The sequence below is a fragment of the Sinomonas sp. ASV486 genome (genome assembly GCF_030908215.1).
GTDB lineage: Bacteria > Actinomycetota > Actinomycetes > Actinomycetales > Micrococcaceae > Sinomonas > Sinomonas puerhi.
In genome coordinates this window covers 106,910-131,895 of record NZ_JAVFJK010000006.1, presented here as the reverse complement: position 1 = coordinate 131,895, position 24,986 = coordinate 106,910, and the positions used below count along the sequence as shown (strand labels likewise).

The following is a 24,986-nucleotide window of genomic DNA, read 5'->3' as shown; positions in this document are numbered from 1 at the left end:
GCGACGCATCTCACCCTGATACTGCACACGATGCACGGTGCAGTGAACCAGACCACACTGACCGGCGGCGCACGCGCTATGGTCAGTGGGTCCTCTGGCCGCACAGGCGCCCATCCCGCGCTCGGCCACCGCAGATCCGAAAGACGGAAATGACAGCTATGCACACGTCAAAGGGCCTCGGCTCCTCGTCGACGACGACGCAGGAACCCAAGCTCGGACACTCCATGTCTCCGCGCCAGCTCACGATGATGGGGCTCGGCAGCGCGATCGGCGCCGGCCTCTTCATCGGCTCGGGCGCAGGCGTCCAGGCCGCCGGCCCCGCCGTCCTCATCTCCTACCTTGTCGCGGGCACCCTCATCATCATTGTGATGTGGGCCCTCGGCGAGATGGCCGCCGCCAACCCCAACAGCGGCGCGTTCTCCGTATACACCGGCAAGGCCCTTGGAGGCGTCGCCGGCGCAACAGTCGGCTGGCTCTGGTGGGCTCAGCTCGTGGTGGTGATCGCAGCCGAAGCCCTGGGCGCGGCCGGCCTGCTGGCCACGGTGTTCCCCGCGCTGCCGGTATGGCTCATGGCCCTGGTATTCATGGGGGTCTTCACCGCAGTGAACCTGACGGGGGTGCGGAACTTCGGCGAGTTCGAGTTCTGGTTCGCGCTCCTGAAGGTCACGGCAATCGTCGTCTTCCTGCTGATCGGCGCAGCCCTCCTGCTCGGCTGGATCCCGAATGCCGCCTCGCCGGGCCTGGGCCACTTCACGGCCGCAGGCGGCTTCGCGCCTCACGGAATGGCGGGCATCGCAACCGGCCTGTTTGTGGTGGTCTTCGCCTTCGGTGGCACCGAGATCGTCTCCGTCGCGGCCGCCGAGACGCGGGACCCCGAGCGCAGCGTGGCCCGTGCCGTCCGCACGGTCGTGTGGCGCATCCTGGTGTTCTACGTGGGTTCCATCTTCGTGATCGCCGCCGTGATCCCGTCGGACTCCCCCGAAATCAAGAGCCCGTTCGCGGGGGTCCTCGACATCGCGGGCCTTCCGGCCGCCGCGACCGTCATTACGCTCGTGGCCGTGGTAGCCCTCCTCTCTGCCCTCAACGCAAACCTCTACGGCGCCTCGCGCATGATCTTCTCTCTCGCCGAGCGCCAGGAGGCCCCGAGTGCACTCAGGCGCCTCACGGGGGCGAGGGTGCCAGCGATCGCCGTGGCCGCCTCGGTGGCGTTCGGCTTCATCGCCACGGTCCTCGAGCTGCTGTTCCCCGAGCATGTCCTCCCCCTGCTGCTCAACTTCGTCGGCTCCACGTGCCTCGTGGTGTGGGGCTCCGCCCTCGTCTCGCAGATCGTGCTGCGCCGCAGGGCGGATGCCGCTGGAACTCGGCTCCCGCTCCGCATGGCCGGGTTCCCCTGGCTCTCGGGGTTCGGCGTGCTCCTGCTGGCCGCCATCTTCCTCGTGGGCCTCATCGGCGAGGACAGCCGCATCCAGCTCCTGAGCACGTTCGCCCTCGTCGCGGCTATCGCGCTCGCCGCATGGCTCGGACGACGCGCACGCGCCCGCCAGACCGAATTCGCTACGTCGGGTGACGGGGCGGTCGAGACCGACATCGCCGTCCAAAACCAGCACAGCTGAGGCGGCGGGCCGGCACGGGCCCAGAAGCAGCGGGTCCGGACCCCGAGCGCGCGAGCGCGGGTCCGGAGCCGCTGCTGCATCCGGCCCGCTGCTGCATCCCGCCCCCTGCCGCATTCCGGCCCGTGCTGTGCCACTCATGTGCGGCTGGACACTGTGCACAGTGATATACGGCACAACCCCGGTGTTCTATACAGATTGCATTGCTCGAAACTCTTGTATTGCACAGGATGTTTGCTCAATCTACGGTCATGCTATGCAGACTTCAGCAATTGCCACGGCCTCTCCGGGCCGTGCCGGGCTGGCCGGGGGGCCACGGAAGCCGCTCCCCGAACTCCCCTCGGCTACGCCGGCGACCGACGCCGAGCTCCTCGAGCTCTATCGCCTCATGACGGCCGTTCGCCGGCTCGACCAGGCCGCCATCGCGTGGCAGCGCCAGGGGATCCTTCCGGCCTACGCCCCTGAGCTCGGCCAGGAGGCCGCCCAGGTCGGCTCGGCCCTCGCCCTCGACCTCTCCCGGGACTTCGTGTTCCCGACCTACCGCGAGCTGGGCGTTGCACGTGCCGCCGGGGTCAACATGGTCGAGTACATGTCCACGCACCTCGCCACATGGCACGGCGGCCTCTGGGACCCCGCGGCCTCCCACGTCGCACCGATCCAGGCCGTCGTGGCCGGGTCCGTGCTCCACGCTGTCGGCTGGGCGCATGGTCAGACACTGCTCGCCCGCACCGCCGGCGCCGCAGCCGAGGGGCTCGCGGTCGCGGTCACCTACCTCGGTGACGGCGCGTCGAGCCAGGGCGACGTGCACGAGGCCATGAACTTCGCGGGCGTGTTCGCGGCCCCGGTCGTGTTCTTCGTGCAGAACAACGGCTGGGCCATCTCGGTGCCCACCGAGAAGCAGGTCGCCGGCGGAAGCGTTGCCGCCCGCGGGACTGGGTACGGCATGCCGTCGCTCCAGGTCGACGGCAATGACGCCGCGGCCGTGCTCGAGGCGACCCGCCGCGCCGTCGCCCATGCCCGCGCAGGCCACGGTCCGGCGATCGTCGAGGCCATGACGTACCGGCGAGGCCCCCACGCAACGAGCGACGATCCCGGCCGCTACCGCACCCTCGATGAGGAGAGGCTCGACGGCGGTGCCGATCCCCTCGTGCGACTGCGCGAGCGGCTCCTGGCGGCCGGGATCGCCTCCGAGTCGACCCTTGATGCCCTCGACGAGACGGCGACCGCCGAAGCCGAGGAGGTGCGCGCGGGCGTGCTCGCGCTCGGTCCGCGGCCCGGCGCCGAGATGTTCGACTTCGTCTTCACCGAACCCACCGACGAACTGCTGCGGCAGAAGGCTGCCTGGCGCGAGGAGTCCGAGCATGCCTGAGACGGTCGCTGTACCTGAAACCCGCACGCCCTCCCCCGTGCTGTCCCTCCAGGGGGCACTCAATCTGGCCCTCGACGAGCTCCTCGCCGAGGACGAGAAGGTCCTTGTGCTGGGCGAGGACGTCGGCACGCTCGGCGGAGTCTTCCGCGTCACGAGCGGCCTCGCGGCCTCGCACGGGGCGGAGCGCGTCTTCGACACCCCCCTCGCCGAGTCCGGGATCCTCGGCATGTCGATCGGCCTAGCGATTGCCGGATTCCGGCCCGTGCCCGAGGTCCAGTTCGACGGCTTCGCGTACCCCGCGATGAACCAGATCGTCACGCAGCTCGGCCGCATGCACTACCGCTCCCGCGGCACCCTGCCCATGCCAGTCACCCTCCGGGTCCCGAGCTTCGGCGGCATCCGGGCACCTGAGCACCACGGCGAGAGCCTCGAGGCCGTCTTCGCGCATGTCCCGGGCCTCAAGGTCGTTTCCCCCTCCGACCCGCAGCAGGGCTACACGCTGCTCAAGGCAGCCGTGCGCATGAACGATCCGGTCATGTTCATGGAGCCCAAGTCGCGGTACTGGCAGAAGGGGCCGGTCGTGACCGAGGCGGAGGGCGCGCACGACGGCGACTCCTCGCCGTCGCGCGTCGATTCGCCTTGGGGGGCGCGCGTCGCCCGCGCGGGGCGGCACCTCACACTCGTCGCGTGGGGCGCGATGGTGGCCCGCTGCCTGCAGGTGGCCGAGCTGGCCGCGGAGGACGGGATCGACGTCGAGGTCGTCGACCTGCGCTGGCTCAAGCCGATCGACGCCGAGACCCTGGCGGCGTCCGTCGCGAAGACGCGGCGCGCCGTCGTCGTCCACGAGGCCCCGCTCACCGCGGGCCTTGGAGCCGAGGTGGCCCAGCTCATCACCGAGCGCTGCTTCGGAGCGCTCAAGGCACCCGTTGAGCGCGTCACCGGCTTCGACGTACCGTATCCCTCAGGTGACCTGGAGGACGAGTACATCCCGAATATCGACCGCATCCTGTTCGGCATCCAGCGAGTATTGGAGTACAAGCGTGGCTGAGATTTCCTTCCCCCTCCCCGATCTCGGCGAGGGACTCATCGAGGCCACCGTCCTCGACTGGCTCGTCGCCGAGGGCGACCAGATCGAGCGGAACCAGCCGATGGTCGAGGTCGAGACCACAAAGTCCGCCCTTGAGCTTCCCTCCCCCCAGTCCGGGGTCGTGAAGAAGGTCTACGGCGCGCCCGGCGAGGTCATCAAGGTGGGCGAACCCCTCATCGTCTTCGAGGTCGCGGACGAGACCGCGGGGATCGTCGGCACCGTGCCGTCCGAGGACGCGCCGAAGCGGCGTGTCCGTCTGAGCGCAAACCTCGACGAGGACTGAGCGAGGATTGATGCCGCAGGGACCTACGCTGGACCTTGATGCAGCACGCGGCACGGCCACGCACGATGAGGCCGCGCAGGACGAGGGGATGGCGCACATGATGGCAGGACAGCACGCGGGGTCGGCGGCACAGCACACGGTCGAGGGGACCGACCCGGGGCTCCACGTGGTCGTGGCCGAGCCCGAGTCGCCCGCGGCCCTGCCGCCCGTCCTGCTGATCCACGGGTTCGCCTCCTCGGTCGCGCTCAACTGGGAGCAGAGCGGCTGGATCGCGGCACTCCTCGAGGCAGGACGGCGCGTGGTCGCCGTCGACCTCCCCGGGCACGGCAGGAGCACGGCACCCGAGGACGTCGATTCGTACACTCCCGGACGGATCCGCGCGGACCTCCTTCAGATCGTGACCGATGCGGGCGCACGACCGCTCGATCCGCGCCACGCCGACAGCGGGCTGGACGTGATCGGGTACTCATTGGGCTCGCGCCTCGCGTGGGAGTTCGGCGCCACCCAGCCCGCACTCGTGCGCCGCCTCGTCCTCGGCGGCCCGAGCAACCGCGACCCGCTTGCCGAGTTCGACCTCCCGGCAGTCCAGCGCTTCCTGGCCGACGGGACGCCGATCGAGGACGCATCGACCGCCTCGCTCGTGACGATGGCCCAGGCCTCCCCCGAGTCCGACATGTACGCGCTGCTCTCGCTCGTCGAGGGCATCAAGGAGGAGCCGTTCGACGCCGCAGAAGCCGTGCCGCGTCAGCCCGTGCTCATGGTCGCAGGAGAGAAGGACGAGCGGTTGGGTGCGCTCGAGGTCCTCAAGGGGCTCGCGCCCTCCGCCGAGATCGTCGTGGTCCCGGGCCGGAACCACGTCAACGTCGTCACCGCGCGGGCATTCAAGCAGGCGGCCATCGAGTTCCTCGCCCGCCCCTGATGCGGAGTCACCTCTCAACGTTGCGGAGTCACCTCCCAACGTTGCGGAGTCACCTCCGCACGATGAGGAGTCACCTCTCTACTGTGGCAAGGCCCACTCTCGAGACGTGACCCCGCAACCTCGAGACATGACCCCGCAACCTTGAGAGGTGACCCCCCAGCGTCGAGGGGTTGACGGGTTGCAGTGTCCCACGGCACACTGGATCGTATACGATGATCGTATACGATCCAGTTCCATGAGAGCTGGCCGACTCGAGGAAGAGGACCACGTGCAGCATCCAGGGCAGCTCGCAGACCAGGTTCGCCAGGACACGATCGACGCCGCCGGCAAGGTCATCGCAGTCCACCTCAACTACCCGAGCCGCGCAGCCCAGCGCGGCCGCACCCCCGCAGTCCCCTCTTATTTCCTCAAGCCCGCAACGTCGCTGGCGCTCAACGGCGCCGAGCTCAAGCGCCCGCAAGGCGTCGAGCTCCTCACGGTCGAGGGAGAGGTGGCACTTGTCATCGGAGCCCGCGCCCGCAACATCTCCCCGGAGAACGCCTGGGCGCACGTCGGCTATGTGACGGCCGCGAACGACGCCGGACTTGCCGACCTGCGCTGGGCAGACAAGGGCTCCAACCTCCGCTCCAAGGGCGTCGACGGCATCGCGCCGATCGGTCCGACGCTGCTCCCCGCGCAGGAGCTCGACCCCGCGGCCCTGCGCGTGCGCATGTGGATCAACGGCAAGCTCGCCCAGGAGGACTCGACGGCGACGCTCTTCTTCCCGTTCGCGCAGCTCGTCGCGGACCTCTCCCGCCTCATGACGCTCGAGCCCGGCGACATCATCCTCTCCGGCACTCCTGCCGGCGCAACGGTGGCCCAGCCGGGTGATGTCGTCGAGATCGAGGTCGACGGCGTCGCGTCCGACGGCGCGTCGCTCACCACCGGGCGCCTGTCGAACGCGGTGGTCGACTCGGGACTCGTCCTCGAGTCCTACGGCGCCCTGCCCAAGCTCACGGACGCCGACCGCATCGACGCGTGGGGCTCGCCCGAAGCAGCCGGACTCCCAGCGGATGGCGCGGGCGAGGCAAAAGCCAGCGGCGCGCCGTCGTCCGCCGTTCAGACCGAGGACACGCGGCCAGTGAGCGTCGTGACCCCCGAACTCGAGGAGAAGCTCCGTTCGGTCGGCACGGCCACCCTGAGTGTGCAGCTGCGCAAGCGCGGCATGCAGAACTGCCACATCGAAGGCCTCATCCCCACCAAGCCGGGCGCGAAGGTCGTCGGGACGGCCCGGACGCTGCGCTACATCCCCGCACGCGAAGACCTGTTCAAGACCCACGGCGGCGGTTTCAATGCACAGAAGCGGGCCGTCGATTCCCTCCGCCCGGGCGACATCCTCGTCATGGATGCGCGCGGCGAGAAGGGCTCCGGCACGCTCGGAGACGTCCTCGCGCTCCGTGCCCAGGTGCTCGGCGCCGCGGCAGTCATCACCGACGGCGGCATCCGGGACTTCGGCCCCGTCTCGGCCATGGACATACCGGCATGGGGCGCGAACGCCCACCCGGCCGTGCTCGGGCGCAGGCATGTCCCCTGGAGTGTCGACGACACCGTCGCGTGCGGCGGTGCTGCAGTCCAGCCCGGCGACGTAATCGTGGGCGACGAGGACGGGATCGTCGTCATCCCGCCGGCGCTCGCCGAGGAGGTCGCCGACGACGCCGTTGCCCAGGAGCGCATGGAAGCCTGGGTCGCGGAGCGGGTCGCCGAGGGCCACGCCGTCGACGGGCTGTTCCCGATGAACGCCGAGTGGACCGCGAAGTACAAGGCCGCACAGTCGGCAACCGGCGCGGCCGGCCAGCGATGAGCGTCGCCCCGGCGTCCGCGAGCAAGTCCGAGCTCGCCTACGAATGGCTCCACGAGCAGATCGTCTCGGGCGAGCTCGCGCCCGGCGCCCGCCTCGTCCTCGCCCAGGTCGCGGAGCAGCTCCACGTCTCGGTGGTTCCGGTCCGAGAGGCCGTCCGGAGGCTCGAGGCAGAGGGGCTCGTGACGTTCGAGCGGAACGTCGGAGCCACGGTCGCCGGGATCGATCCCGTCGAGTACCTGTACACGATGCAGACCCTGAGCCTCGTCGAGGGGGCAGCCACGGCGCTCTCGGCGCCCTTGGTCACGGCGGAGGACATCGCTGCGGCGCGGGAGGTCAACGAGCGCATGCGCACGTTCCTCGCGGCCGATCCGGTGCACTTCGACCCAGTGGTCTTCACGGCCCTCAACCGGGAGTTCCATTCCGTACTGTTCGAACGCTGCCCGAACCCCCACATCCTCGACCTCGTGCACCGCGGCTGGAACCGGCTCAAGGCACTGCGCGGCTCAACGTTCAGCTACGTTCCCGAGCGCGCGAGCCAGTCCACCGAGGAGCACGAGGCGCTCCTGCGCCTCATCGAGCGGAGGGCGCCGACGGCCGACATCGAGCTCGCCGCGCGCCGCCACCGTTCCGCGACCCTTGAGGCCTACCTCGCCCACACGGGCGAGAGCCCCGGCTTTCCGACCCTCTAGACCCTCCACCCGTCCCACCTGACAACCAGCCCTTCAAAGGAGCGACACGTGAGCAGCAAATTCGTCCCGGAGAATCTCCCGACGAGCATCCAGCACTACATCGACGGCAAGTTCGTCGACTCGGTCGACGGCGACACCTTCGATGTCCTCGAGCCCGTCTCGAACGAGGTCTACGTCAAGGCCGCAGCGGGCAAGAAGGCCGACATCGACCTCGCGGTAGCCGCGGCGACCCGCGCCTTCAAGGAGGGACCCTGGCCGAAGATGCTCCCCCGCGAGCGCTCCCGGGTCCTGCACAGGATTGCCGACATCGTCGAGTCCCGCGATGCGCGCCTCGCCGAGCTCGAGTCCTTCGACTCAGGCCTGCCCATCACGCAGGCCCTGGGCCAGGCTCGTCGCGCCGCCGAGAACTTCCGTTTCTTCGCGGACCTGATCGTCGCCCAGGCAGATGACACGTTCAAGGTCCCAGGCCGCCAGATCAACTACGTCAACCGCAAGCCGATCGGCGTCGCGGGCCTCATCACGCCGTGGAACACACCGTTCATGCTCGAGTCGTGGAAGCTGGGACCGGCCCTCGCCACGGGCAATACCGTGGTGCTCAAGCCTGCCGAGTTCACCCCGCTCTCCGCCTCACTGTGGGCCGGGATCTTCGAGGAGGCAGGCCTTCCGCAGGGTGTGTTCAACCTCGTCAACGGCCTCGGCGAGGACGCGGGCGACGCACTCGTGAAGCACCCGGACGTGCCGCTCATCTCCTTCACCGGCGAGAGCCGCACGGGCCAGACCATCTTCGGCAACGCCGCCCCGTACCTCAAGGGCCTGTCCATGGAGCTCGGCGGAAAGAGCCCCGCGATCGTCTTCGCCGACGCGGACCTCGACGCGGCCATCGATGCCACGATCTTCGGCGTCTTCTCCCTCAACGGCGAGCGCTGCACGGCGGGCTCCCGTATCCTCGTCCACCGCGACATCTACGACGAGTTCGTCGAGCGCTACGCCGCGCAGGCCAAGCGCGTCAAGGTCGGCTACCCGCACGAGGCGACCACGGAGGTCGGTTCGCTCGTCCACCCCGAGCACTTCGAGAAGGTCATGGGCTACGTCGAGCTCGGCAAGACCGAGGGACGCCTCGTCGCCGGCGGCGGCCAGCCCGAGGGCTTCGAGTTCGGCAACTTCGTCGCGCCGACCGTCTTCGCGGACGTCAAGCCGGATGCGCGCATCTTCCAGGAGGAGATCTTCGGCCCGGTCGTGGCGATCACGCCGTTCGACGACGACGCCGAGGCCCTCGAGCTCGCGAACAACACGAGGTACGGCCTGGCCGCCTACGTGTGGACCAACGACCTCAAGCGGGCCCACAACTTCGCCCAGTCCGTCGAGGCCGGCATGGTCTGGCTCAACTCGAACAACGTGCGCGACCTGCGCACGCCGTTCGGCGGCGTGAAGGCCTCGGGCCTGGGCCACGAGGGCGGCTACCGCTCGATCGACTTCTACACCGACCAGCAGGCCGTGCACATCACCCTCGGCAAGGTGCACAACCCGACGTTCGGCAAGCAGGAGCTTCACACCGAGTCGGATATCGACGACCCGGACCCCCGCTGATCCCCGCAAGCCACCATTCACCTCACTGAAAGCAAGGACGCTGCCATGACCAACCGTGAAGACATGACCCTCACTTCCTCGGGGTTCTACGTGTCGCAGGAGGCCCCGATCTCCTGCAGCAACCCGATCCCCACCCCCTCCGCGCCCGCCCCGGACATCCTGCGCTGCGCGTACATGGAGCTCGTGGTCACCGACCTGAAGCGCTCGCGGGACTTCTACGTCGACGTGCTCGGGCTCACCGTCACGGAGGAGGACGAGAGCGCGATCTACCTGCGTTCGCTCGAGGAGTTCATCCACCACAACCTCGTGCTCCGGAAGGGCCCCGTCGCCGCCGTCGCCGCGTTCTCGTACCGCGTGCGCACGCCGGAAGACCTCGATGCGGCCGTCGCGTTCTACACCGAGCTCGGCTGCCGCGTGGAGCGCCGCAAGGACGGCTTCACGAAGGGCATCGGCGACTCGGTACGGGTGACGGATCCGCTGGGCTTCCCCTACGAGTTCTTCCACGACGTCGAGCACGTCGAGCGGCTCGCGTGGCGCTACGACCTCTACACGCCCGGCTCGCTCGTCCGCCTCGACCACTTCAACCAGGTCACCCCGGACGTCCCGCGTGCCACGAAGTTCATGCAGGACCTCGGCTTCCGCGTCACGGAGGACATCCAGGACGAGGAGGGCACGGTCTACGCCGCGTGGATGCGCCGCAAGCCGACCGTCCACGACACCGCGATGACGGGCGGCAACGGCCCGCGCATGCACCACGTCGCGTTCGCGACGCATGAGAAGCACAACATCCTCGCGATCTGCGACAAGCTCGGCGCGCTGCGCATGTCGGACCGGATCGAGCGCGGCCCGGGCCGCCACGGCGTCTCGAACGCGTTCTACCTCTACATCCTCGACCCGGACGGGCACCGCGTGGAGATCTACACGCAGGACTACTACACCGGCGACCCGGACAACCCCGTGGTCACGTGGGACGTCCACGACAACCAGCGCCGCGACTGGTGGGGCAACCCGGTCGTCCCCTCCTGGTACACCGAGGCCTCCCTCGTCCTCGACCTCGACGGCAACCCCCAGCCCATCATCGAGCGCACCGAGTCCTCCGAGCTGGACGTGACGATCGGCGCGGACGGGTTCTCCTACACCCGTGCCGGCGACGAGTCCGGCTCGTACCACGGCGAGGCCTCCAAGGGCTTCAAGCTCGGCAACCAGCTCTGATCCGATGCTGAACGAGGAGACCATCGCGGCGATCGCCGACGAGCTCGTGGAGGCGGGGCGGACGCGCACGCCCGTCCCGCTCCTCCACACCCGGTACGAGGGCATGGACGTCGAGGACTCGTACGCGGTCCAGAAGCTCTGGGCCAGCCGGCTCGAGGCCGCGGGACGGCGGGTGGCCGGGCGCAAGATCGGCCTCACGTCGAAGGCCATGCAGGCGGCCACGGGCATCACCGAGCCGGACTACGGCGTCATCTTCGACGACCAGGTCCTCGAGAACGGCGCCGTCGTCGAGTGGAAGCGCTACACGCATCCGCGCATCGAGGTCGAGCTCGCGTTCAAGCTCGGCAAGGACCTCACGGGCCGTGGCCCGAACGGAACAGCTGTCACGGTGTTCGACGTGCTCGACGCGACCGACTACGTGGTGCCAGCGCTCGAGATCCTCGACTCGAGGATCGAGATGGAGGGCCGCACCATCGTGGACACCATCTCGGACAACGCCGCGCTCGGGGCGATGGTGGTGGGCGGCCGCCCGGTGCGACCGCACGAGACCGACCTCCGCTGGATTGCCTCCCTCCTGTACCGCAACCAGGAGATCGTCGAGACCGGCGTGGCGGCCGGCGTCCTCAATCACCCGGCCACAGGCGTGGCGTGGCTCGCGGACAAGCTCGCCCAGCACGGGCAGGACCTGCGCGCGGGGGACCTGATCCTCGCCGGCTCGTTCACGCGGCCCATGTGGGTCTACGAGGGCGACACGGTCTACGCCGACTACGGGCCCCTGGGGACGGTGACATGCCGTTTCGTCTAGAGCCCGAGAAGACGTTCCGCCACGCCCTCGCCCAGGCCCAGACCGGCGCCGGCCCCGAGGGCCCCAGCGCGCAGATCGGCCTGTGGGTCTGTTCGGGCAGTCCGCTGGTGGCCGAGATCATGGCCGGCTCCGGCGCGCAGTGGCTCCTCATCGATGCCGAGCACAGCCCGAACTCGCTCGAGTCGGTCCTGGCCCAGCTGCACGCGGTGCACGGCTACCCGGTGCTGCCCATGGTCCGGCTGCCGTGGAACGACACGGTGCTGATCAAGCAGTACCTCGATCTGGGGGCCCAGAACCTCCTGATCCCCATGGTCAACGACGCCGAGCAGGCCCGTGCCGCCGTCGCGGGCGTGCGGTACCCGCCCCACGGCGTCCGCGGCGTCGGCTCCGCCCTCGCCCGCGCCGCACGCTGGAACCGCATCCCGGAATACCTCGCGCGCGCCGACGAGACGATCTCGCTCACGGTCCAGATCGAGACCGCCGAGGCGGTCACCAAGGTCGAGGAGATCCTGGCGGTGGACGGCATCGACGGGATCTTCATCGGCCCGTCCGACCTCGCGGCGTCCATGGGACTCCTCGGCCAGCAGGAGCACCCCGAGGTGCGGGCCGCGGTTGAACGGTGCCTCGACGCCGCCCGGAAGGCCGGGAAACCCGCCGGCGTCAACGCGTTCGTCGAGTCGAGCGCGCGGCACTACATCGACCGCGGCGCGCGCTTCGTGCTCGTGGGCGCGGACGTGGCGATCCTCGCCCGCTCGAGCGAGGAGCTGGCCTCGCGTTTCGCGGCGCCGGGCGCGTCTTCCGCACAGGACGACGGCGAGCGGCCGGCCAGCTACTGAGGTCGCCTGCTGCGGTGATCGAGTGCGGAGCGGAGCAGAAACCCCTCGGGTTTCCGCTCCGCTTCGTCGTTTCGACTGCGCTCAACCACCGCGGGGCTGCGCTCACCCACCGCGGTCGCTGCAGGTCAACCACCTTCGCGGCGTCTGCCGACCAGCCGCCGCCAGAACGACGGCGGGCGAGCGGCGTCGTCGTGCGCCTCCTCTTCCGCGCGGGCTGCCGCCGCGACCGTGCGCCGCTCGTGCCAGGCGCGCACCTCGGCTTCGATGTCGCGCGTCTTCGTGATGACAGGCGGCCCGCCGAGGAGCTGGCGGCGCGCCTCGATGACGCGCCGGTTGAACGCCTCGAGGCTCTCGCGGACCTGGCCCTCGGTGTGGAGCGCGTCGAGCGTGGCCTCAAGCCGCTCGTCCTCCACCCTCAGGACCAGGGCCTCGGGGCCGAGTCCCGTGAGCTGCTCGCGCTGGATGAGGCCCTTGATCCACCAGTCGGGATCATTGGCGTTGTCGAGGTTCGGGATAGGCTTGCCGGCGTACTCGAGGTGGTCGAACTCGCCGCGCGCCATCGCGTCACGGATGAGATAGTCGGCTCGCCGGGCACTGTCGACCTGACGGCGCCTGCGCTTGAGCTCGTCCTCCCGCGCGATCTCCTCGGCTTCCTCGGGACCCTGCGCCACCCCGCCTGCCCGCAGCTCGGCCGCGTGCTCGAGCCTGCGTCTGAGTTCCTCCCCGCGTCGGCTGTCCGTGCCGTCCGTCATCTCGTCATCTCCATCGCTCCTCTCGTCGCGTGCGCGGCCAGAACCGCGGGGCTCACCACGGTACCGACGGGGCCACGCAACACGCGCACACCCCGCCGAAGTGACCCCGCAACGCCGGAAGCGACCTGCGGAAGCGGCGGTCACGCAAGCGGAGCACACAGAACCGTACCGTCACGTCCACGGTAGGACGTGACGGCACGGCAGTCACGGGCATTGCAGTCACGGGCGTGGCAGCAGCTGGGTCGCGCTCCGACGTCGGGAGCGCCCACCAGACAGCGCCGAGGAGTCAGTCGTCGTCGCCGAGGTGGTGGGCCTTCCCCTCCTCGCCATGGCCGATGCGCGAGTACAGGGCTGGGTGCGTGCTACGGAGCCGGAGCGCCCAGACGATCCCGATGACGCCTGGCACTACCACGATCGCCGGAAGGACCCAGCTGAGGACGCTCGGCTCGGTGAGGCCGAGCAGAACGTCGAAGTTCGCCACGATAAGACCGAACACGACGGCGAGCGCAACGGCTCCGAGGCCTGGCGCCACAGTGGACGTCCAGATCCCGACGCCGGCGATGCGGCGCCGGCGGAAGAAGCCGATCACGGCAACGGAGACGATCGCCATGAGCAGCACAAGGCCCATGGCGCCGGCGTTCGTGAGCCACGTGAACATGGTCAGCACCGGGTACAGCGGGCCGAGGTCGGAGCCGTTCCCGGCGATGGCGAACGCGACAGTCACGACGACGGCGATGCCGGTCTGCACGAGCGAGCCGGCCTTGGGCGCGCCGTGGTGGCTCGTGGCCTCGAGCCAGCCGGGCAGGACACGCTCGCGGCCAAGCGAGAAGAAGTAGCGTGCAACGGCGTTATGGAAGCTCACCAGCGCGGCGAAGAGGCTCGTGATGAACAGCACCTGGGCGATGTCCGCGGCGATCTGGCCGACGTGGGACCCGAGGAAGGTGAAGACGAGGTCCGGGCCCTGCTGGCCAGCCTGGTCGGCAAGCTGCGAGGGGCCCACGCCCACGGCCATGGCCCACGAGGAGACCGCGTAGAACAGCGCGATGATGCCCACGGCGGTGTAGGTGGCGCGCGGGATCGTGCGGTGGGGGTCCTTGGCCTCTTCGCCGTAGATCGCGGCGGACTCGAAGCCCATGAAGGCCGCGACGCCGAATGAGAGCACGGCGCCGACGCCCGGGACGAACAGGCTCGACGGCGACAGGGGCTCGGCGGTGATGCCCTCGGGGGCGGCGGCGAACGCGGCAACGTCATACACGATCACCACGAGGAACTCGAGTGCCACGAGGATGCCGAGCACCTTCGCCGAGAGGTCCACGCGATTGACGCCGAGGACCGCGACCACCGCGATGCACACGAGCACCGCCGCCCACCACGGGACGTCGATGCCGAAGCGTTCGGCAAGGAGCGAGGAGACCGTGAAGCCGAAGAGCCCGTAGATGCCCACCTGCATGAGGTTGTAGGCCATGAGCGCCACGAGCGAGACGCCCACGCCGGCGGGACGGGAGATGCCCTGCGCCGCGTAGGCGTAGAACGCGCCGGCGTTGGTCACGTGGCGGCTCATGGCGGCGTACCCGACGGCGAAGACCGCGAGGATGGCGCCGAGCACGAGGTAGGACAGCGGGACGCCGAGCAGGCCGGTCACGGCGAACGTCGTCGTCACGCCTCCGGCCAGGACGGTCAGGGGAGCGGACGCCGCGATGATCATGAGGGTCACCGACGCGACGCCGAGGCGGCGCTGGCGCCCGTGGGGGGCGGCCTGGGCCACTGCTCCCTCCTTCGCCGTGCGCTGCGCGCTTGTCGAGGTGCTCATGGTTCCTCCAAGTATGTCGGGGGGGTTCTGGGAGCGGCCGGGGAACGGATGCCGCCGGGGGTGCATCGGGAGCAGTGCGGTGGCCGCAGAACCATCGTGCTGCAGCAGCACACGGTGTGACTTGTCGCACAGCGAACGGTTGTTGTCCACGCGAGCTGGAGCGGCGCAGCGCGCCGCACGCCGGACCCGGAGGACGACGGCGCGCGCCCACCGCGGGAGGCGAGCGCGCGCCGTCGTGCGCGTGGCGGGGCCTGCCCGCAGCACGAACCGGCTACATGTGGCAGTGGCCGCCGGATACCGGCGCGGGAACATCGAGGACCGGACTGCGGTCGAAGAAGCCCTCGGGGCGGACCTTGAAGCCCACGTGGTCCACGGGCATGATGGGCCAGTCCTCGGGACGCGGGAAGTGCGTGAGCCCGAACGTGTGCCACACGACGAGGTCGGTCCCGTCGATGTCGCGGTCCTGCGCCTGATAGGCCGGCAGGCCCGCGCCGCCCGGGTGCTGGTTGACGAAGTCTCCCGTCGGGTACCGCTCGGCCTCGTCGTACTGGGTGACCCAGAGGGCCTTCGTAGCGAACGCGGCGCGGCCCGCGACCGACGACGCGGGGTCGGCAAGGAGGGTCGGCTGACCTTGGGAATGGATCTTGTACGCGACCGGCTCGCCGAGCCGGTTGAGGGAGGACGGGTTCGAGACGACCCACGATCGGCCGAGCGCAGGTTCGGCGTCGCGTGCGGCCTCCAACTCGCGGGCCAGAACGGTGCGCTTGCGCGTGAACGCGTTGCCGCGCTCGTTCCCGGGGCCCATCGGCACGCGCACGGCGTCCTCCTCCTCGACGCGGTTCGGGCCGCCGTCGAGCGCGAAATCGAGGCGTGCGCTGAAGAGGTGCTGGTGGAACGGCGCACCGAGCCCCGGCGCCATCTCGGACGAGTACGGGTAGTCCTTGGACGGCTGGGCGCTCGTGAACACGACGCCGGTGGCCTTGGCCTCGAACTCGATCGTGCCGTCGAGGTAGAGGTACCAGTAGAAGCCGTAGTCGTAGTTGCCGATCGTGGTGAAGAAGCTGATGACGAGACGGCGGTTGCGCCGCACATAGTTGACCCCGCTCCACAGGTCCGAGTGCTTGGACAGGATGGACCAGTCCTCCTCGTGCATGCAGATGCCGTTCGCGATGGTCCGGGGCCTGCCGAACGCGTCGCTCACCACGGGGCTGAGGTAGGTGATCTCGCCGAGGCAGTCGCAGCCCAGCTCGAGGGAGTTGGCGAACTGGCCCACGAGGTACTCGCCGGTGTCGAAGTAGTTCTGCCACGACCGCACCGGGGACGGGTCGCCGTACGGCACGACCATCTCCGCGATCGAGGCACGGTCCAGGATCCGACGACGGCGCGCGGGGCGGGGATCGCCCGGCTGTCCTGTGCCCTGTCCTGTGCTATGCCCTGCGCCCTGTCCTGCGGACGCATCGTCGAAGGCGATGTTGTGCAGCACGAGGCCCTCGCGCACGTCGAAGCCGACGTCGAGGCTCCAGCGCTCCCACTCGACGTGGTTGCCGCCCGTGACCGTGAAGCTCGGTCCCTCGGCCTGGATGATCTCGATGGGCTTCTGGGTGGTGCGGATCGGCCCGGTCAGCTCGGGGTCGGTGAAGTTGCCGTGCTCGGCCGGGACCGGGACCACGCCGAAGTCGAGCACCTGGTCCACGCTGCGGTTCACGACGTCGACGTACGCGACGAGGCCGTCCACGGGGTGTGCCCACGGGCTGTCGGTCTCGTGCTCCTGCACGAACGCGAGGCCGCGCAGGATCCGGCGGCCCTTCTCCTCGGGGTAGTCGAAGACGCCGGCCGAGAGCGGCGCTACCCGTACCGTGGAGACCGCGAGACCGCGTGCCTCGAGGGCGGCGAGCCAACGCGGATCGGCGTTGAGGATCTCCTCGACGGCCTCGAACTCCTCCTCGAGGACGGGCAGCTCGCCCGACACCGCGGTGTCGAGCTCGACGTCCGAGTCCACCTCGCCGCGCGTCACCGAAAGGGTGACGTCGTGCGGCGCAGCACCGGCGACGTCGTGCAGGAACGCGCGGAAGCGGCGGTCGATGCCCTCCTGATCCCCTCCCCGGCCGCGGGGCGGGTCGACGAGGCCGAGATACGCGATGCGCGTTGTCTCGTGCCACAGGCCGGCGCGCTCAAGGATGCCGCGCGCGGCCGAGACCTCGGCGGCCGTCGCGAGGGCATACTGGCCCGCGGCCTGAGCCTCCGGCTCGACGCCTTCAGCCTCGTGGCACGCGTGGTCGTGGATGGTGGTCTCCGTGCTCATGGCGATCTCCTGGGGTAGGCGAAGGAGTTTTTTCTATAGACGTAGAGAATAACGAACTGTAAGCTGAATCACAACGGTTGTAGAAAAAAGAGGTGGGAGGGCAGATGCCGAAGATCGTCGACCACGACCAGAGGCGACTCGAGCTCGTCGACGCCACGTGGCGGGTCATCGCGGAGCGCGGGATCGACGCCGCGACGATGCGCGAGATCGCGGCGGAGGCAGGCTTCGCGAACGGCGCCCTCAAGCCCTACTTCGACTCGAAGGACCGACTGCTGGACTTCGCCTTCGAGCACGTCTTCGCCCAGACCAACCGGCGCATGGACGGTGCCACCGCCGGGCTGTCCGGCCGTGACGCGCTGCGGGCCTACTGTCACGAGATCCTGCCGCTCGACGAGGAGCGCCTCGCCGAGGCTCGCGTGGCCATCGCCTTCTGGAACAAGGCTTTGCGCGATCCTGCGAAGGCCGCGCTGCACGAGCGGTCCATGGACCAGTGGCGCTCGGCCCTCGCCGGCCTCCTGCGCGAGGCGGGCTTCACCGGGTCGCAGGCGCACGACGCCGCCGGGCAGGGATCCGCGGCGGAACTCACCGCGGCGGTCGGCGCCGTCATGGACCTCGTGCTCGGTGCCCAGATCACGGCCACGCTCTCCCCCGGCCACCACGGCACGGGCCAGCTCGTTGCCCAGCTGGACTGCCTCCTCGACGGCCTCCTGGCCGGGGTGGCAGCATGAGCGCTATCCAGACTGCCGAGGGCCTCGAGGTCACGCTCGCCCACGACTTCGACTCGTGGCGGCGCGCGGTCTCGGCCTCCTTCGTCCCGCTCCACGTCGAGGCCGACCGTCGGTCGGGGTTCGAGGGCAGCATGCGCGGCAGGCATCTGGCCTCGCGGGACCTGAGCATGATCGAGGTCGCGGCGAGCAGTCACACGGTGCTGCGCACGAGCGAGCTCGTCGCCGCGTCGGAGCGCAAGTACTTCAAGCTGAGCATCCAGCTCGCGGGAACGGGGCTCCTCCTGCAGGACGGCCGCGAGGCGGTCCTCACGCCCGGCAACCTCGCCGTCTACTCCACGGACCGGCCGTACACGCTCGCGTTCGACGGCGACTTCCGCTCGCTCGTGCTCATGTTCCCCCACGCGGCCCTCGACCTCCCTCCGGACGCCATGGCCCAGATCACGGCCACGTCCATGAGCGGCTCCGACGGCCTCGGGGCGCTCGTGGCTCCCTTCCTCGTGCGGCTGTCGGAGAATCTGGCCGCCGTGGCCGGCCCCAACGGTTCACGGCTCATCAACAACGCGCTCGACCTCGTCACGACGCTGTTCAACGGAGAGCTCGACCTCCGCTCGGCCGCCTCCCGCGATCCGCACCAGATGCTGCTCGCGCGGATCCACGACTACATCGAGGTCCACCTGCCCGATCAGGCCCTCTCCCCCGGCTCCATCGCGGCGGCACACTTCATCTCGACCCGCCACCTCCACGACCTCTTCCGGGAGCTCGGGACCACCGTCTCGGCGTCCATCCGCGAGCGCCGGCTCGAGCGCTGCCGGCGCGACCTCCGCGACCCGGTGCTGGCCGACCGGCCGGTCACTGCGATCGCCGCCCGGTGGGGATTCACCGACTCGGCACACTTCTCCCGGATCTTCCGGGCCGCCTACGGACTTCCTCCGACGTCCTACCGGGCGGCGGGAGGGTGATCGGCTCTGGAGCCTGAACCTTTCCCGCGCGGCCCCGCCCGCAGCTAGCATCGACTCCATGGCACGGATCCGCACGGGGGACCAGGCGCGGGACTGGGTTCCGGACGGCCTCGGAGACGGCTTCGAGCAGCTGACGCTCGGGGGCCACGACGGCGAGCCCGCCACCCTCGTGCGGTACCGGGGGACGTCGAGACGGTGGTGGCGCAAGCCGGCCATCGGCACGGACGTGCTGTACGTGCACGGATGGAGCGACTACTTCTTCCAGCGCCCGCTTGCCGAGTTCTGGCACCGTGCCGGGGCGCGCTTCTATGCCCTGGACCTGCATGGCTTCGGTCGGAGCCTCCGCCCCGGCAAGGTACCCGGCGACGCCTCGAGCCTGACCGACTTCGATGCCGACATTGCCTCCGCCCTGACGGCCATGGGACAACCGACGCACGACGACGCGGCCTCCTCGCGCGCGCCGCGGCGTCGGCTGCTCCTGCTCGGCCACTCGACGGGAGGGCTCATCCTGAGCCTCTGGACCGCGCGGCACCCCGAGTCGGTCGACGCCGTTGTCCTCAACAGCCCGTGGCTCGAATTCCAGGCATCCGAGATCGCCCGCCGCGCCATGGCCCCCCTTCTTGAGGCCCATGCGAGGCTCCTGCCCCACCGTGCGCTGCCGGGCATCGATTCGGGCAACTACGCGCGGACCACCTCGGCAGAGCTCGGCGGCGAATGGACGTACAACGCGCTCTGGCGGCCGGCGAAGGCCTTCCAGCTCCCTCCCGCATTCCTCGCTGCGGTCTTCGTCGGCCAGGACCAGGTGGCCCAAGGGCTCAGGCTCGAGCTCCCGGTGCTGGTGCTCCTCTCGGACAAAAGCTACCTGTCCCCGCAGTGGCGCGACGACGCGGCGTCGGCCGACGTGGCGATCAACGTCGACAGGGTGGCCCACCGCGCGCTCTCACTGGGCGAGAACGTCACTATCGTGCGGGTGCCCGGCGCGATGCATGACATCTTCCTCTCGCCCGCACCCATCCGGCGCCGCGCCTACGCCCGCATGGCCGCGTGGACGGCGGGCGCGCTGCGCCTCGGGGGCCCGGACGCCTGGGCAGAGCGCGTCGACGGGCTGTAGGCGCGGCGGCCCGCGCGGAGCCAAGCCGTCCTGAGGACCCCGCGGGTCCGCCTACGACGCCGCCCGCAGGAACGGCACCAGCTCGTCGAGGATCGGCCCCGCCGGCGCGAGGGTGCCGGCGTGGGTGCGCCCGGGCAGCTCGATAAAACGAGCATTCGGCATCAGCTGCGCAGCCCGCCGCGAATCCTCGAGCCGCTGCGGGTCGCGCGTGCCTGCCATGAGGAGGGCGGGCAGCGCCAGCTGGGCGACGACGGCTTCGGGCAGCCCCGGGTCGTCCTCGGTGCCGGCGAAGCACGCGGCGAGCGCGGCGGGGTCGTTGGCGAGGAACGCCTGGCGGGTGGCTGGGTCCAACCGCTTTCCTGCGGCATCGAGCCCCTCCACGAAGGCCTCGATCCGGCCGGACTCGAGCGCCTCGAGGTACCCCGGGAAGAAGACCTTGGCCACCTCGCCGCGCTGCGGCCTGAAGGTGCCTCCGAGTGCGGTCAGGGAGGTGGTGCGATCGGGTGCGGTGGCTGCGAGCGAGAAGGCGACGCGCGAGCCGAGCGAGTAGCCCACCACGTGGGCCCGGGGGATCCCCTCGGCGTCGAGGACGGCAAGGACATCGCCGGTGTGCCGCGGCATGCGGTACGCGGCCGCGTGGTCGGGCTTGCCGCTGCGGCCGTGGCCGCGCAGATCGATGCGCACCACCGTGAAGCCGTCGAGCGCCCTGACATAGCCGAGCCCGCGCCAGATTGCCCTTGAGAGCGCTGATCCGTGGAGGAGGACGACGGCGGGGCCGCTCCCCGCGGCGTCGTACGAGATCTCGGTACCGTCGGCGGGGTTCTGGGTCGTACTCACCGGCACACCCTACCGCCGTGCTGCCGCGGAACGGCGCTCGCTGTGACGGATCGCTCAGCGCACGACGGCGCCGCGCGTCAGCCGCTGTCGGCGCACCCATGCCGCGGCGGCGAAGGCGGTGAGGAGCTCGACCGCGATGACCGCCAGCATGGTCGTCGCATGGCCGTCCCCTGGGCCCCCGGAGAGCGCGGCTTGGGCGCCGTGGGCGTGCCCTCCGCCGTGGGCCCCGCCGAACGCGAGTACCGCGTGGACGAGCGCCATGGCCACCGACATGGCGATGACTGCATGGCCCGCGCGCAGGCTGGGTCCGCGCCACAAGTGCCAGGCACAGGGCGTGCACGCGGCGGCCATCGCGCCCGCGAGGATGGCCATCCAGCCGCCTGCGGGGACCATGGCCAGATGGGCGGCTCCGCCTGCGGTTGCTGCGACGGCGGCCCAGCGCCCTGACATCCTGTGCTCCATGCCACCACTGTCCCGCAGGTCCGTGGACGGGCGCCGCGGTCCACGCGCACGGCGGTTGACGACGCGCGCACAGACCCGGAGTCCGCCCCAGCCTCGCAGGCAGCGCGGCGGCCACAGCGCAACGGCGGGCCACCCCGGGAGGGACGGCCCGCCGTCGTGCGCCCGATCAGGTGAGGGCGGCCCCTGCTGGCTCAGTGCACGGCATCGGGGTGTTCGCGGACGTAGTCGGCGTGGGCCTCTTCCACGTGGAGGTCGACCCCCTTGGTCTCCTTCACGAGCGAGACGGCGATGAGGGAGATGACGGCGGCAATCGCGATGTAGACGCCGATCGTCCAGGACATCTTGAACTGGTTCATGAGCATCTCAGCGATCATCGGGGCGAACGCGCCGCCGAGGATCGCGCCGAGGGCGTAGCCGATCGAGACCCCCGAGTAGCGCACCCGGGCAGGGAACATCTCGGCGTAGAGTGCCGACTGCGGGCCGTAGGACAAGCCGAGGCCGATCGTCATGACGAAGATGGCCACGAAGTACCAGACGATGTCCTTCGTGTCGATGAGGAACCACATCGGCACCGCCCACAGCGCGAGGAACGCGTAGCCGATCTGGAACGTGCGGATCCGGCCCAGCCTGTCGGAGATCAGCCCGCCCCAGAGCGTGAAGACGAGCCAGCCGAAGGAGGCCAGCGTCGTGGCGAGCAGGACCGTGGGCTGGTCCATCTTGAGCACCTTGACCGCGTAGGTGGCGAAGTAGGCGATGAGCAGGTAGCCGGCCGCGTTGTTCGCGATGAAGATGACCGCGGTGAGGATGACTTCCTTCCAGTTGTACCGGAACAGCTGCCCGAGGGGGGCCGAGGACTCCTTGCGGCGCTCCTGGAGTGCCAGGAAGACCGGGCTCTCCTCCACCGCGCGGCGGATCATGTAGCCGACCACGATCAGCACGATCGAGAACAGGAAGGGCAGGCGCCAGCCCCACTGGGCGAAGGCCGGGCCCATTACGGTGGTCAGCAGCCAGAGTGTGAAGGTGGCGAGGATCATGCCGATCGGAACGCCGATCTGCGGATAGGCGCCGAAGTAGCCGCGGCGGCCCTTCGGCGCGTGCTCGACGGACATGAGCGCTGCTCCGCCCCACTCGCCACCGGCTGAGAAGCCCTGCAGCACACGGAGCAGGATCAGCAGGACCGGCGCCAGGGCCCCGACCTGCGCGTAGGTGGGCAGCACGCCGATGAGGGACGTGGAGAGGCCCATCATGATGAGCGTGAACACGAGCATCTGCTTGCGGCCCAGGCGGTCGCCTAGGTGGCCGGCCACGATCGCCCCGAGGGGGCGGAAGAGGAACGAGATGCCGATCGTCGCGAAGGCGATCACCTGGGACAGGCCCGGGTTCTCCTTGGCGACGGGGGCGAGGAAGAGCGGGCCGAGCACGACGCCGGCCGCCTGGGCATAGATGAAGAAGTCGTACCACTCGATCGTGGTGCCGACGAGAGTGCCGGCCAGAACCCGACGCTCCTCACGCGACATCGCGGAAGAGGGTCGGCCAGCGTTGACTGCCTGGGTCATTCGAACTCCGTGGTTTAGGGTGCGGGGCACGGGGGCCAAAAGGCATTGACTCGACCTGCCTCGAGGCAGCCGCCTCTCGGCAATTGCTTTACCGATTTACTTACCGATTGGTCGGTCAATAAAGAGCAGGATACACGAGATGTGAGATGGGGCACACCGGTAGCATTCCCCTCGGCCGAGGTGTGCGGCGAGCGGTGCGGTCGGTGCGCCGAATGGCTCGCGGGCTTAGGGGGCACGACGGCCCCCGAACCGGGGCTGCTTGCACCGCCGGCATGCCTGCCCGATACTTGGAACCACTGTTCGATATTTGAACTGGGTGTGCCGATATAGAACGCATGGCGCTCCAGTCGGGCCAGACCTTCGTGAGGACGTACCCATGCCCCGCACCGCCGAGACCGGCCCGCACTCCCAGACCCTCTCGCGCGGCATCCGCGCCCTCGAGATCCTCGCCGAGGCCCGGACTCCCCTGACGATCGCGGAGCTCTCGGCCCAGCTGGACGTGCACCGCTCGATCGCCTATCGGATTGTACGCACGCTCGAGGACCACGCCCTCGTGACGCGCGACGACTCGGGTCGACTGCAGCCAGGTGCAGGGCTCGCCGTCTTGGCCCGATCGGTGTCCCGGGACCTCCAGGCCGCCGCACTCCCCGAGCTCGGGCGGCTCGCCGCAGAGCTGCGCATGACCTCGTTCGTGGCGCTGTGGGACCGCACGGACTGCATCACCCTCGCCACGGTGGAGCCCCAGCACAACGGGGCCACCCTCGCCCAGCACCCGGGGACCCGCCACCCCCTCGACCGGGGCGGACCCGGCATCGCGATCCAGTCGGCGCTCGGCCGCACGGAGTGGGAACAGCGTGTGCCGGGGGTGCCTTACCGGCGCGAGGCCGACGAGTCGCGCGTGCGCGGGTACGCGCTGAGCCATGACGAAGTGATCCCGGGGACGGCCTCGGTCGCGGTCCCGCTCCTGCTGCCCCACCACCGGCCGGCCGCGCTGGCCGTCGTCTACCTCAGTGCCGACGCCGTCGACAGCGCCCCCATCGGGGCAGCACTCCGGGCCGCGGCGACGCGGATAGCCAGCGCCGTCGGCTGAGCGGCCGCGGGATCCTGGCGGGGGCCGCCGGCTGAGCGCCCCAACCATGCGCCGGAGCCAAGCGCGGGCCTCCCGACAGGTCAGCCTCGTCCGCGGCGCAGGACCATCACGACGACGCCCAGGAGGAGGAGTACCCCGGCCGCCGTGATCGGAACGGTGTACGCAGACTGCGGGCCGCCCGATTCGGCCGGGGATTCCAACGAGCAGCATGACGAGCGTCATGGCGCCAAGGGTCTGCGGCGTGAAGAGAAGCAGCGTGGCGCCCAAGAGGAGGGCGGCGCTGGCAGACCACCGAGCCGGGAGCACGAAGCGGGATGGCCACGCCGCGACACTGAGCGCCGCCACCGCGGAGGTCAGGCCCAGCGCGGAATAGAGGAGTCCGGCGGCCTCGGCCGAGCGCAGCCCGCCCGCGAACGCCGTGAGGGCGGTCTGCGTGCCGCCGAAGTAGGCGCCCATGGCGAGCATTGCGCCTATCGGAACGAGGACGACGGCCGAGGCTCCCGGCCGTCGGGACCCGGCAGGTGGTACACGCGGACCCGGCTTGGGGCGAACCGACGCGGCGGTGGAGTGCAGTGCAAAGGCCGTGACGAAGACGGCCGAGACTAGTGCGGCGACGACGAGCGGCAGCCACGGCGCGACGAAGGCGGCCAGTGCGCCGACGAGCGCCGGGCCCAGGACGAACGTCAGCTCGTCCGCCGTTCCCTCGTAGGAGAACGCGGCGTCACGCTCAAGCTCGCGGAGCGGCCGCGATTCGGTGAGCGCCATCCATCTGGCCCGCGCGAGTGGACCCACCTGGGGATTCGTGAGACCGGCCGCAAGAGCCGCCGGGAGCACCGTGCCCGCATGCGGCTCATGGAGCCCTCCGGGCGGGTAGCATGCGGCGACGATGGCCGCCATCGCGGCCGCATCGACGAGGCCGGCAATGAGGACCACGCGGCGCTGCCCCGTGCGGTCGGCGATCCACCCGAGGACCGGGGCGCCGATCGCAGCACCGACGCCGACGCCGCCAGCGGCGAGGCCGCCGAGCGCATACGAGCTGGAGGCAACCGACACGAGGGTCAGAGTGCCGAGGGTGAGCATGGCCAGCGGAAGGCGTGCCATGAGCGCAAGGGGAATGAAGCTGGTTCCGGCGAGCCGAGGCA

General features: G+C 70.1%; 21 protein-coding genes and 1 pseudogene. 15 read left to right on the top strand and 7 right to left on the bottom strand.

The window, feature by feature from the left end; translation table 11 throughout:
• Positions 1 to 158 precede the first annotated feature (158 nt).
• The 11 genes from RBS60_RS10400 to RBS60_RS10350 all read left to right on the top strand — a co-directional run bounded on the left by RBS60_RS10400 (position 159) and on the right by RBS60_RS10350 (position 12,237).
• On the top strand, positions 159 to 1,613 hold the full coding sequence (locus tag RBS60_RS10400) for an amino acid permease (protein WP_307957486.1): 1,455 nt from the start codon (positions 159 to 161) through the stop codon (positions 1,611 to 1,613).
• 385 nt (positions 1,614 to 1,998) lie between these two features.
• Complete coding sequence (locus tag RBS60_RS10395; RefSeq protein ID WP_307957634.1) at positions 1,999 to 2,979, top strand: thiamine pyrophosphate-dependent enzyme; 981 nt, start codon at positions 1,999 to 2,001, stop codon at positions 2,977 to 2,979.
• Positions 2,972 to 4,027 carry an alpha-ketoacid dehydrogenase subunit beta gene (locus tag RBS60_RS10390; protein WP_307957485.1) on the top strand — a complete coding sequence of 352 codons (1,056 nt, stop codon included), beginning with the start codon at positions 2,972 to 2,974 and terminating at the stop codon, positions 4,025 to 4,027. The genes RBS60_RS10395 and RBS60_RS10390 overlap by 8 nt, the downstream gene beginning before the upstream one ends.
• Complete coding sequence (locus RBS60_RS10385) at positions 4,020 to 4,349, top strand: biotin/lipoyl-containing protein (protein ID WP_307957484.1); 330 nt, start codon at positions 4,020 to 4,022, stop codon at positions 4,347 to 4,349. Before RBS60_RS10390 ends, RBS60_RS10385 begins: the two co-directional genes overlap by 8 nt.
• A gap of 100 nt (positions 4,350 to 4,449) precedes the next feature.
• Positions 4,450 to 5,268 (top strand): alpha/beta hydrolase, encoded by an 819-nt coding sequence (locus RBS60_RS10380; protein WP_307957633.1) that lies wholly within the window; start codon positions 4,450 to 4,452, stop codon positions 5,266 to 5,268.
• Positions 5,269 to 5,503: 235 nt separating this feature from the next.
• Positions 5,504 to 7,108, top strand: coding sequence for a fumarylacetoacetate hydrolase family protein (locus RBS60_RS10375; protein WP_307957483.1), 1,605 nt, complete (start codon positions 5,504 to 5,506; stop codon positions 7,106 to 7,108).
• On the top strand, positions 7,105 to 7,797 hold the full coding sequence (locus RBS60_RS10370; RefSeq protein WP_307957482.1) for a GntR family transcriptional regulator: 693 nt from the start codon (positions 7,105 to 7,107) through the stop codon (positions 7,795 to 7,797). The genes RBS60_RS10375 and RBS60_RS10370 overlap by 4 nt, the downstream gene beginning before the upstream one ends.
• Positions 7,798 to 7,845: 48 nt before the next feature.
• Positions 7,846 to 9,384, top strand: coding sequence for a 5-carboxymethyl-2-hydroxymuconate semialdehyde dehydrogenase (gene hpaE / locus RBS60_RS10365; protein WP_307957481.1), 1,539 nt, complete (start codon positions 7,846 to 7,848; stop codon positions 9,382 to 9,384).
• A 45-nt stretch (positions 9,385 to 9,429) separates the two neighbouring features.
• Positions 9,430 to 10,596 (top strand): 3,4-dihydroxyphenylacetate 2,3-dioxygenase, encoded by a 1,167-nt coding sequence (gene hpaD / locus RBS60_RS10360; RefSeq protein ID WP_307957480.1) that lies wholly within the window; start codon positions 9,430 to 9,432, stop codon positions 10,594 to 10,596.
• Positions 10,597 to 10,600: 4 nt separating this feature from the next.
• On the top strand, positions 10,601 to 11,401 hold the full coding sequence (locus tag RBS60_RS10355; protein WP_307957479.1) for a fumarylacetoacetate hydrolase family protein: 801 nt from the start codon (positions 10,601 to 10,603) through the stop codon (positions 11,399 to 11,401).
• Complete coding sequence (locus RBS60_RS10350; RefSeq protein ID WP_307957478.1) at positions 11,386 to 12,237, top strand: HpcH/HpaI aldolase/citrate lyase family protein; 852 nt, start codon at positions 11,386 to 11,388, stop codon at positions 12,235 to 12,237. The genes RBS60_RS10355 and RBS60_RS10350 overlap by 16 nt, the downstream gene beginning before the upstream one ends.
• A gap of 125 nt (positions 12,238 to 12,362) precedes the next feature.
• Here the strand turns inward: RBS60_RS10350 and RBS60_RS10345 are convergent, their stop codons facing one another.
• The 3 genes from RBS60_RS10345 to RBS60_RS10335 all read right to left on the bottom strand — a co-directional run bounded on the left by RBS60_RS10345 (position 12,363) and on the right by RBS60_RS10335 (position 17,101).
• Positions 12,363 to 12,989 carry a DUF1992 domain-containing protein gene (locus tag RBS60_RS10345; RefSeq protein ID WP_307957477.1) on the bottom strand — a complete coding sequence of 209 codons (627 nt, stop codon included), beginning with the start codon at positions 12,987 to 12,989 and terminating at the stop codon, positions 12,363 to 12,365.
• A gap of 286 nt (positions 12,990 to 13,275) precedes the next feature.
• Positions 13,276 to 14,799, bottom strand: coding sequence for an APC family permease (locus RBS60_RS10340; protein WP_307957476.1), 1,524 nt, complete (start codon positions 14,797 to 14,799; stop codon positions 13,276 to 13,278).
• A gap of 271 nt (positions 14,800 to 15,070) precedes the next feature.
• Entirely contained in the window at positions 15,071 to 17,101 is a 2,031-nt protein-coding gene (locus RBS60_RS10335) for a primary-amine oxidase (protein WP_307957475.1), read from the bottom strand.
• A gap of 104 nt (positions 17,102 to 17,205) precedes the next feature.
• Between RBS60_RS10335 and RBS60_RS10330 the strand changes: the two genes are divergently transcribed.
• The 3 genes from RBS60_RS10330 to RBS60_RS10320 are packed head-to-tail and all read left to right on the top strand — an operon-like array spanning position 17,206 to position 19,899.
• Complete coding sequence (locus RBS60_RS10330) at positions 17,206 to 17,829, top strand: TetR/AcrR family transcriptional regulator (RefSeq protein WP_307957474.1); 624 nt, start codon at positions 17,206 to 17,208, stop codon at positions 17,827 to 17,829.
• Entirely contained in the window at positions 17,826 to 18,788 is a 963-nt protein-coding gene (locus RBS60_RS10325; protein WP_307957473.1) for a helix-turn-helix domain-containing protein, read from the top strand. Before RBS60_RS10330 ends, RBS60_RS10325 begins: the two co-directional genes overlap by 4 nt.
• A 58-nt stretch (positions 18,789 to 18,846) precedes the next feature.
• On the top strand, positions 18,847 to 19,899 hold the full coding sequence (locus RBS60_RS10320) for an alpha/beta hydrolase (RefSeq protein WP_307957472.1): 1,053 nt from the start codon (positions 18,847 to 18,849) through the stop codon (positions 19,897 to 19,899).
• 51 nt (positions 19,900 to 19,950) lie between these two features.
• Here RBS60_RS10320 and RBS60_RS10315 read toward each other — a convergent pair whose 3' ends face one another.
• The 3 genes from RBS60_RS10315 to RBS60_RS10305 form a co-directional block, all read right to left on the bottom strand.
• Positions 19,951 to 20,736 carry an alpha/beta hydrolase gene (locus RBS60_RS10315; RefSeq protein ID WP_307957471.1) on the bottom strand — a complete coding sequence of 262 codons (786 nt, stop codon included), beginning with the start codon at positions 20,734 to 20,736 and terminating at the stop codon, positions 19,951 to 19,953.
• Between the two features lie 54 nt (positions 20,737 to 20,790).
• A complete protein-coding gene (locus RBS60_RS10310) occupies positions 20,791 to 21,198 on the bottom strand; it encodes a hypothetical protein (RefSeq protein WP_307957470.1) in 408 nt (135 codons plus the stop codon).
• Positions 21,199 to 21,389: 191 nt separating this feature from the next.
• The gene (locus tag RBS60_RS10305; RefSeq protein WP_307957469.1) at positions 21,390 to 22,754 is read right to left on the bottom strand and encodes an MFS transporter; all 1,365 of its coding nucleotides are present in this window, start codon (positions 22,752 to 22,754) and stop codon (positions 21,390 to 21,392) included.
• Positions 22,755 to 23,130: 376 nt separating this feature from the next.
• On the opposite strand from RBS60_RS10305, the gene RBS60_RS10300 reads away from it, so the two are divergent.
• Positions 23,131 to 23,844, top strand: coding sequence for a helix-turn-helix domain-containing protein (locus RBS60_RS10300; RefSeq protein ID WP_307957468.1), 714 nt, complete (start codon positions 23,131 to 23,133; stop codon positions 23,842 to 23,844).
• A 246-nt stretch (positions 23,845 to 24,090) separates the two neighbouring features.
• Here RBS60_RS10300 and RBS60_RS19645 read toward each other — a convergent pair.
• Positions 24,091 to 24,924, bottom strand: a pseudogene (locus RBS60_RS19645) (MFS transporter); the annotation flags it as partial.
• Positions 24,925 to 24,986 lie beyond the last annotated feature (62 nt).